Genomic DNA, 9943 nt, shown 5'->3' with positions numbered 1-9943 from the left:
CCCCACTCATTGGTCAAGATCACGAGCGCCGGCTCAGGTGCCGAGCTGTTGGTCGATGAAGGCGAAGAGCTCGTCGTCGGACGCCTCGGTGAGGTCGGTCCGCGCCACAGCTCCCCGGGAAAGTGCCGGTGTGGTGCCGAACTCGGCGACGAGCGCGTGCAGGCGCTCCAGCACGGCGGCGCGCGCCTCGCTGTCGTCGCCGAGGACGCCGAGCACGTCGCCGGCCCTGTCGAGGTCGCGCAGCAGGGCGTCCGCCGCGTGCTCGGGACCTGCCACCTCCGCCCACAGGTGGTCGGCGAGCGCCAGCGGCGTCGGGTGGTCGAAGATCAGGGTCGACGGCATCGACAGCGCCGCCGCCGCGTCCAGGCGGTTGCGCAGCTCGACCGCGGTCAGCGAGTCGAACCCCAGCTCGCTGAAGGCGCGGTCCGGTTCGACCGTCGCGCTGCTCTGGTGGCCGAGCACGGTGGCGACGACGTCGCGGACCAGGTCGAGCAGCAGGCGACGCTGCTCGGGCTCGATGAGCCCGGCGAGCCGGTCGCGCAGGTCCGGTCCCGCCGTCGCGGCGGGCCCGGTGGCACGCGGCCGCGGGATCTCCGCGAGGACCGGTGCCTGCCGCGAGGTGTCGAGGTAGGCGGGCCAGTCGAAGTCCGCCACGGTCACCGCCGCGTCGGCCGCGGCCAGCGACTCGAACAGCGCTTCCACGGCGGCGTGCGGGGCCATCGGCCGCAGCCCCAGCCTGCGCACGTCCGCGTCGAGCGAGCCGGCCATGCCGCCCTCGGCCCACGGGCCCCACGCCACCGCCGTGGCGGGCAGCCCGTCGAAGCGCCGCTGCTCGGCCAGGGCGTCGAGGTGCGCGTTGGCCGCGGCGTAGGCCGCCTGGCCGCCGTTGCCGAGCACCCCGGCGAGCGAGGAGTACAGGACGAACGCGTCCAGGTCGAGGTCTGCGGTGAGCTCGGAGAGGTGGTGCGCGGCACCGACCTTGGGCGCGGCGACGGCGGCGAACTTCTCCGGGGTGAGGCCCGCGATCAGCCCGTCGTCGAGGACTCCGGCGGTGTGCACGACGACCCGGAGGTCGTCCAGCTCCGCCACGACCGGCGCCAGCGCGGCGCGGTCGGCCACGTCGCAGGCGCGGATGCTCACCCGGGCGCCGAGACCGGCGAGCTCCGCGGCGAGCTCACGCGCGCCGGGGGCGTCCTCGCCGCGCCGCGACAGCAGGACCAGGCGCTGCGTGCCCGCCTCGACCAGCCGCCTGGCGACCAGCGCCCCGAGCGCACCCGTGCCACCGGTGACCAGCGCGGTACCGCTCGTGGTCCACGTGCCCGCAGCGGGTTCGGCGGGGACGAGGCGCCGGGCGTGCACGCCGGACCCGCGGATCGCGACCTCGTCCTCGCTGCCGGACAGGACCTCCCGCAGCCACGCGGCGGACCGGGCGTCCGGTGTCTCCGGCAGGTCGACGCAGCCGCCCCAGGACCGGGGTTGCTCGATCGCCGCGATCCGGCCGACCGCCCAGACCTCGGCCTGCTCGGGTGAGGCGACCCGCTCGTGCCCGCCGACCGCGACCGCGCCCCGCGTGGCGCACCACAACCGGGTGCCCTCCCGGAGCAGGGCCGCGGCCGCCATGCCGTTGCCGGGGAAGGCGAGGACGTTGCCCTCGCGGGCGTCGGCGGCGCTGACGACCTCGGTCCCCAGTGCTTCCGCGGCCGCCCGCGCCCAGGCGTCGTCCCGGTCCGCCACGACGGTCCACGGCCCGGCCGGTGGGCCTGCCGCGACCGGGATGGGTGACCACCGGATGCGGTGCCGCCAGCCGTTCGCCCGCTTCGCCGGCTCGGCCGCGAGCCAGAACCGCTCCCGCTCGAACGGGTAGGTCGGGAGGTCGACCAGCTGCGCGCCGGTGCCCGCGAAGATCGCGGGCCAGTCGAGCTTGACGCCGTGGGTGAACAGGGTGGCCTGCGCGTGCGCGGCGGCGGTGACCTCGTCGCGGTCCTTGCGCTGCACGGGCAGGAACACCCCGTCGGCCACGCAGTCGGCCCCGAGCGCGGACAGCGCCGCGTCCGGGCCGATCTCCACGAAGCGGCGGACGCCCGCGGCGTGCAGCGCGGCCACGCCCTCGGCGTAACGCACCGTGCCGCGGACGTGCCGCACCCAGTACTCCGGGTCGGTGACCTGCTCGGCGGTGGCGACCGCGCCGGTGAGGTTCGAGATCAGCGGGATGCGTGGCGCGGCGTAGGTGACGGCACGGGCGATCTCCCGGAACCCGTCGAGCATGCCGTCCATGAGGTGTGAGTGGAAGGCGTGGCTCACCGCGAGCCGCTTGGAGCGCTCGAAGCGGGCGGCCAGCCGGGTGACGGTCTCGTCGTCACCGGACAGCACGACCGACCCGGGGCCGTTGACCGCCGCGATGCTCACGCCCGGCGGCAGCTCGATGTCGGACTCCGCGGCCCTGACCGCGATCATCGCGCCGCCCGCGGGCAACGCCTGCATGAGCTTGCCGCGGGCGGCGACCAGCCTCGCCGCGTCCGCCAGCGACCACACGCCCGCGAGGTGCGCGGCGGTCAGCTCGCCGATGGAGTGGCCGAGCAGGTAGTCGGGCCGCACGCCCCACGACCGCACGAGCTCCGCGAGCGCCACCTCGAACGCGAACAGCGCGGGCTGGGTCACGGCCGTCTGGTCGAGCGCTTCCGGCTCGTCGCCGTGCATGACGTCCAGCAGCGAGAACCCGGTGTGCCGGTCCAGGTGGGCCGCCACCTCGGCGAGCTTCTCCGCGAACACCGGGTAGGCGGACAGCTCGCGGCCCATGCCGAGCCGCTGCGCCCCCTGGCCGGTGCACAGGAACGCGACCTTGCCGGCGCCCTGCGTGCCGGTGACCACGTCCGGGCCCTGTCCGCCGGACGCGAGCGCGGCCAGCCCCTCTTCCCCGAAGACCACCGCACGGTGCGTGCGCGCGGCGCGACCGGTGGCCAGGGTGAGGGCGACGTCCACGGGATCGAGTCCGGGCACCCGGCGCAGCAGGCGGTCCGCCTGCCGGCGCACGGCCTCGGTGGTGTTCCCCGAGAGCACCCAGGGGACGCGGGCCGGCGGTGCCGTCGTGCGAACGGGGGCCGCGGGCTCCGGCGCCGCGCGGAGGATGACGTGGGCGTTGGTGCCGCTGATGCCGAACGACGACACCGCCGCGGTGCGCGGGTGGCCGGCGGCGGGCCAGTCGCGGTGCTCGGTGAGCAGGCGCCCGTTGCCCGAGTCCCAGGAGATGGCCGACGAGGGCTCGGTGACGTGCAACGTGCGCGGCAGCTCGCCGCGGCGCAGCGCCTCGACCATCTTGATGATCCCGGCGGCCCCGGCGGCGGACTGCGTGTGACCGATGTTGGACTTGATCGAGCCGAGCCAGAACGGCTCCGCCCGGTCCTGGCCGTAGGTCGCCAGCAGGGCGTCGGCCTCGATCGGGTCGCCGAGCCTGGTCCCGGTGCCGTGCGCCTCGACCACGTCCACCTCCCCCGCCGGCAGCCGGGCGTCGGCGAGCGCGGCCCGGATGACGCGCTGCTGCGACGGGCCGTTGGGCGCGGTGAGGCCGTTGGACGCACCGTCCTGGTTGACCGCGGTGCCCTGGACCACCGCGAGCACGCGGTGACCGTTGCGCTCGGCGTCCTCCAGCTTCTCCAGCAGCAGCACGCCCGCGCCCTCGCCGAAGCCGGTGCCGTCCGCGGTGGCGGAGAAGGACTTGCAGCGGCCGTCCGGGGCGAGCGCGCGTTGCCGGGAGAACTCGACGAAGGTGTCGGCGATGGTCATGACGCACACGCCGCCCGCGAGCGCCATCGAGCACTCGCCCGTGCGCAGCGCCTGGACGGCGAGGTGGACGGCGACCAGCGACGACGAGCAGGCGGTGTCGACCGACAGCGCCGGCCCCTCCAGCCCGAGCGCGTAGGCCACGCGACCGGACAGGACGCTGCCCTGCGTCCCGTTGCCCAGGAAGCCCTCGACGCCCTCGGGCAGCACCTCGACACCGGTGCCGTAGTCGCCGTACATGAGCCCGGCGAACACCCCGGTCGCGCTGCCCTTGAGCGTCGTCGGGTCGATGCGCGCGTGCTCCACGGCCTCCCAGCTGATCTGGAGCATCAGCCGCTGCTGCGGGTCCATGGCCAGCGCCTCGCGCGGCGAGATCCCGAAGAAGTCCGGGTCGAAGTCGGCGGCGTCGTGCAGGAAGCTGCCCTCGCGGGAGTACGAGGTGCCGCGGTGGTCGGGGTCGGGGTGGAACAGCTCGGCGAGGTTCCAGCCCCGGTCAGCCGGGAACTGCGACACCGCGTCGGTGCCGCTCGCGACCAGGTCCCACAGCGTCTCCGGCGAGTCGACGCCACCGGGGTACCGGCAGGCCATGCCGATGATCGCGATCGGCGCGTGGGCGTCGTCGACCAGCTTCCGGTTGCGTGCGGCCAGCCTGCTGGTCTCCTTCACCGACTCCCGCAGTGCCGCGACAAGTTCTTCGTTGGAGGGCATCAGGAGTTCTCCGAACCGGGGGCGAGTGAGACGAGCTTGTCCTCGGTGGCCGCCATGACGCGTTTCACCAGTTCGTCGGCGTCCAGCTCGTCGATCAGGTCGGCGCTGTCCGCGGGGGGCACCGGGTCGGCGGGGTGGATCGCGGGGTCGTTCGCCAGCCGGACCAGCGCGTCCAGCACCCCGGCCGCACGGAGCCGGTCGAACGGGACGGTGGCGAGCAGGCGGCGGACCTGGTCCTCGTCCGCCGCACCGGCGTCGAGCGGCTCGTCGAGTCCGGGCAGCTGCGAGAGGACGAAGGCGGCGATCGCGCGTGGCGACGGGTGGTCGAACACGACGGTGGCGGCCAGGCGCAGGCCGAACAACGAGTTGAGCCGGTTGCGCAGGTTCACGGAGGAGAGCGAGTCGAACCCCAGCTCGGTGAACGCGCGTTCCGGGGCGATCACCGCTCCGGACGCGTGCCCGAGCACGTCGGCGACCTGGTCGAGCACGACCTCCAGCACAGCGTCCGGCCGTTCGGCGCCGGGCAGCGCGGCCAGGCGGTCGACGAGCGACAGTTCCCGTGCTTCGCTCATCGTCGCGTTGCGCCGGCCGGTCGTGCGCACCAGACCGCGCAGGACCGCCGGGACCTCGGTGCCGCGCGCCTGGCGGTGCAGGGCGGTCAGGTCGATCTTCACCGGGACCACGAGGGCCTCGTCCAGCGCCAGCGCCGCGTCGAAGGCGCGCATGCCTTCCGCGCGGTCCAGCGAGGCGAAGCCGTCCCGGTCCAGGCGGCCCGTCTGGGTCTCGTCCAGGTGGGCGGTCAGCCCCCGGTCCTGCTGCCACGGTCCCCACGCCAGCGACCGCGCGGCGAGACCGCGGGCACGGCGGTGGGCGGCCAGCGCGTCCAGGAAGCAGTTGGCCGCGGCGTAGGCGCCCTGTCCGGGGGAGCCGAGGACGCCGGCGGCCGACGAGTACAGGACGAAGTGCTCCAGGCCCATGTCCTCCGTGAGCTCGTGGAGGTGCCACGCCGCGTCGACCTTGGGGGCGAGCACCCCGGCGAGCCGGTCGGGGGTGAGCGCGGTGACGACGCCGTCGTCGAGCACACCGGCGACGTGGACCACGCCGGTCAGCGGGTGCGCGGCCGGGATGCGGCCGAGCACGGCGGCGAGGTCCTGCCGGTCGGCACCGTCGCAGCGCTCCACGACGACGTGGGCGCCCAGGGCGGTGAGGTCGTCGCGCAGCTCGGCCGCTCCCGGCGCGTCGATCCCGCGCCGGCTGGTCAGGACCAGGTGCCGGACGCCGTGCTCGGTCACCAGGTGCCGGGCGGCCAGTGCGCCGAGGTCTCCGGTGCCACCGCTGATCAGCACGGTGCCGTCCGGGTCCCACGAGGCCGCGGCGTCGGTGGCGGCGGCCGCGGGCACCAGGCGTGGCACGAGCAGCTCACCCCCGCGGGCGACGACCTGGGACTCCCCGGTCGCGACGGCCGCACCGACCGCCTCGGCCGGACCGTCGACGAGGACGACCCTGCCGGGGTGCTCGGACTGGGCGGAGCGGACCAGGCCCCACACCGCGGCGGCCGCCAGGCACAGTTCGCTCGCACCGCTCGCACCGCTCGTCCGCACGACCAGCGTCGCCGCGGCGAACCGGTCGTCCCGCAGCCAGCCGTGCAGGACGTCCAGCACGCTCGCGGTGAGCCGGTGGGCGTCGGCGACCGGGTCGTCGCCGGCCTCCGCCGAGAACACGACGTGCCCCTCGACGTCGCCGACGGCGGGCAGGTCGGCGTGGTCCGTCCAGGACGCGGCCTCCCGCACCGGCCGGCGCTGCCAGTCGATCGTGTACAGGTGCTCCCGCTCTGCCGTGTCCCGCAGCTGGTCCGCGGTCACCGGGCGGACGGCGATCGACTCGACGGTGATCACCGGCTCGCCGGCGTCGTCCACCGCGGCGAGCGTTCCGCCGCTCCCTCCGGCGCCGGTCAGCCGCACCCGCAGCGTGCGCGCACCGGTGGCGTGCAGCGAGACACCGCCCCAGGAGAACGGGAGGGCGGCGGACTCCTCCGCGCCGGGAACCAGGAACAGGGTGTGCAGCGCCGAGTCGAGCAGGGCCGGGTGGATCGTGAACCCGTCGGCATCGGCTTCGGGCAGGACGACCTCGGCGTAGATCTCGTCGCCCCGCCGCCACGCCGCCCGCAGCCCCTGGAACCGCGGGCCGTAGTCGAACCCGGAGTCGGCCAGGCGGGGGTAGAGGTCGGTGACAGCCACGGGCTCGGCCTCGCGGGGCGGCCACTCCGCCGGCACCCAGTGGCCGGCCGGAGCGGTGGGCCGCAGCCAGCCGTCGGCGTTGCGGGTCCACGGCTGGCCCGCGGGAGCGTTCCGGGGCCGGCTGTGGACGGAGACGGGCCTGCGGCCGTCCTCGTCGGCGTCGCCCACGACCACCTGCAGCGCCAGGGAGGTCTCGGCGCTCAGCAGTACCGGCGCGTGCAGGGTCAGTTCCTCGACCGTCCGGCACCCGACCTCGTCACCGGCACGGATCGCCAGCTCGACCAGCCCGGCACCCGGCACGATCACCGTGCCCAGGACGGCGTGGTCGGCCAGCCAGGCGTGGGAGGACAGCGACAGCCGTCCGGCGAACAGCGCCCCGTCCCCGGCCGCGGGCAGGATCGACGCTTCGAGCACCGGGTGCTCGGCCGAGGTGAGCCCGATCGCGCTCAGGTCGGCGGGACCGCCGTCGTCGTTCGCGAGCCAGTACGGGCTGTTCTGGAACGCGTAGGTGGGGACGTCGACGCGACGGGCGCCTGTGCCGCCGAACACCGCCGCCCAGTCGATCCGCGTTCCGCTGATGTGCAGCCGCGCCACCGTGGTGGCCAGGTCCAGGTCCTCGGCGTGGTTCTTGCGCAGCGACGAGACGAACACGGCGGCGTCCGGCCGTTCCACGACCTCCAGCGCGGCCGCGGTCAGCACACCGCCCGGCCCCACCTCGACGTAGCGGGTGACGCCTTCGCGTTCGAGCACGTTCACGGCGTCCGCGAACCGGACGGGCCGGCGGATGTGCCGGACCCAGTACTGCGGATCGCACACCTCGGCCGCGCTGACCTGCTTGCCCGTCAGGGTGGACACGATCGGGATGCGCGGCGCGGAATACGTGAGCTCCGCGGTCGCGCGGCCGAACTCGTCGAGGATGCCGTCCATGAGCGCCGAGTGCGACGCCTGGCTGACGGCGAGCTTCTTGGCCTTGCGCCCCCGGTCCTTGAACCGCTGCGCGATGGCCGTGGCGGTCTCCTCGTCACCGGAGATCACGACCGACGTCGGCCCGTTCAGCGCCGCGAACCCGACCAGGCCGGTCAGCTCGGGCGCGATCTCCTCCTCCGAGGCCTGGATCGCCACCATCGCACCGCCCGGCGGCAACGAGTTCATCAACCGGCCGCGGATCGCGACGATGCGGGCGGCGTCGGCCAGCGACCAGACGCCGGCGAGGTGCGCGGCGGCGAACTCGCCGATCGAGTGCCCCGCGACGAAGTCCGGGACGACACCCCAGGACTCCAGCAGCCGCGCCACCGAGACCTCGATGGCGAACAACGCGGGCAGCATGTAGTCGATCCGGTCCAGCAGGACGGAGTCCTCGGCGAACAGGACCTCGCGCAGCGGCCGTGGGAGGTGGGCGTCGAACTCCGCCGTCACGGCGTCGAAGATGGCGGCGAACGAGGGCGAGGCCGCGCACAGGCCGCGGCCCATGCCCAGGTACTGCGCCCCTCCGCCGGTGAACAGGAAGGCGGTCTTGCCGTTGCTCACACTGCCGTGCAGGACCTGGTCGCTCCTGCCCCCGTCGGCGAGGACGGCCAGGCCGTCGAGGAGGCCGTCCCGGTCGGTGGCGAGGACGACACCCCGCTCGGCCAGCGCGGTCCGGCCGGTGGCGAGCGAGTACGCGAGGTCGAGCGGGCTCGCGGCGGGATCTTCGTCCACAAAGGACCGCAATCGCCGGGCCTGCGCCGCGAGCGCTTCGCGGTTCGTCCCGGACAGCACGACGGGAACGGGCGGGTGCTCGCGGCCGCCGGACCGTTCCCCGGCGGCGGCCTCGGCGGGTACCTCTTCGAGGATCAGGTGGGCGTTGGTGCCCGAGATGCCGAACGACGACACGGCGGCGCGGCGCGGCTGGTCGTGCCGTGGCCACTCCTGCGCCTGGGTCAGCAGTTCGACGGCACCCGACTCCCACTCCACGAACGGCGTCGGGTTGTCGACGTGCAGGGTCTTGGGCAGCGTGTCGTTGTGCAGCGCCATCACCATCTTGATGACGCTGCCGACGCCTGCGGCGCACTGGGTGTGGCCGATGTTGGACTTCAGCGAGCCCAGCCACAGCGGCCGGTCGGCCGGGCGGTCCTGCCCGTAGGTCGCGAGGACCGCCTGTGCCTCGATCGGGTCGCCGAGGCGGGTGCCGGTGCCGTGCGCCTCGACCACGTCGACGTCCCTCGTGGACAGTCGTGCGTCGGCGAGCGCCTGCGTGATGACGCTCTTCTGGGCGGGACCACTGGGTGCGGTGAGCCCGTTCGACGCGCCGTCTTGGTTGATCGCCGATCCGCGGACGACCGCGAGCACCTCGTGGCCGTTGCGCCGGGCGTCGGAGAGCTTCTCCAGCATCACCATGCCGACGCCCTCGGACCAGCCGGTGCCGTCGGCGGCCTCCGCGAACGACTTGCACCGCCCGTCGGGTGACAGGCCGCGCTGGCGGGAGAACTCGACGAAGACGCCGGGCCCGCCCATGATGTTCGCGCCACCGGCCAGGGCGAAGTCGCACTCACCGCTGCGCAGGGCCTGCACCGCGAGGTGGATCGCCACCAGCGACGACGAGCACGCGGTGTCGACCGAGACGGCCGGGCCCTCGAGGCCGAGGTGGTAGGCGATCCGGCCGGAGTGCACGGAACACGTGGTGCCGGTGAGGAGGTACCCCTCGACGTTGAGGGCCTGCTCGTGCAGCCGCGGCCCGTACTCCTGCGACGACACGCCCGCGTACACGCCGGTCCTGGTGCCGGCCAGCGCGCCGGGGGCGATGCCCGCCCGTTCGATCGTCTCCCACGTGACCTGGAGCAGCAGGCGTTGCTGCGGGTCCATCGCCAGCGCCTCGCGCGGTGAGATGCCGAAGAACTCGGCGTCGAACTGGTCCGCCGTGTGCACGAAACCGCCGGTGTTGACGTAGCTGCGGCCGGAGCTCTCCGGATCGGCGTCGAACAGCCCCTCCAGGTTCCACCCGCGGTTGGTCGGGAACTCGGAGATCCCCTCCCGCTCCTCGTCGACCAGTCGCCACAGGTCCTCGGGACTCTCGACGCCACCGGGGTAGCGACAGGCCATGCCGATGATCGCGATCGGTTCCCGGTCACGGGACTCCGCTCGGCGCAGGCGCGTCCTGGTCTGCTGAAGGTCCGCGGTGAGCTTCTTCAGCAGACCGACCAGCTTCTCTTGATCCGCCATTTCACAACCTCAAAGAATGTCGG

General features: G+C 74.3%; 2 protein-coding genes. Both read right to left on the bottom strand.

Going from position 1 to position 9943, the window contains the following annotated elements; all coding sequences use genetic code 11:
- Positions 1–33: 33 nt before the first annotated feature.
- On the bottom strand, positions 34–4485 hold the full coding sequence (locus tag ADL03_RS13930) for a type I polyketide synthase (RefSeq protein ID WP_053733777.1): 4452 nt from the start codon (positions 4483–4485) through the stop codon (positions 34–36).
- Positions 4485–9920: a type I polyketide synthase gene (locus ADL03_RS13925; RefSeq protein WP_053733776.1), complete on the bottom strand. Its 5436-nt coding sequence runs from the start codon at positions 9918–9920 to the stop codon at positions 4485–4487. Before ADL03_RS13925 ends, ADL03_RS13930 begins: the two co-directional genes overlap by 1 nt.
- Positions 9921–9943: the final 23 nt, after the last annotated feature.

The organism is Nocardia sp. NRRL S-836 (genome assembly GCF_001279525.1).
In the GTDB taxonomy this organism is placed as follows: domain Bacteria; phylum Actinomycetota; class Actinomycetes; order Mycobacteriales; family Pseudonocardiaceae; genus Lentzea.
Note: the sequence above shows the minus strand (reverse complement) of the source record. Positions and strands in the feature narration are given on the sequence as shown.

What these genes read in the sequence shown, in the direction of transcription:
- ADL03_RS13930 (WP_053733777.1), bottom strand. Translation starts at nt 4,485, where the DNA reads ATGCCCTCCAACGAAGAACTTGTCGCGGCACTGCGGGAGTCGGTGAAG.
- ADL03_RS13925 (WP_053733776.1), bottom strand. Translation starts at nt 9,920, where the DNA reads ATGGCGGATCAAGAGAAGCTGGTCGGTCTGCTGAAGAAGCTCACCGCG.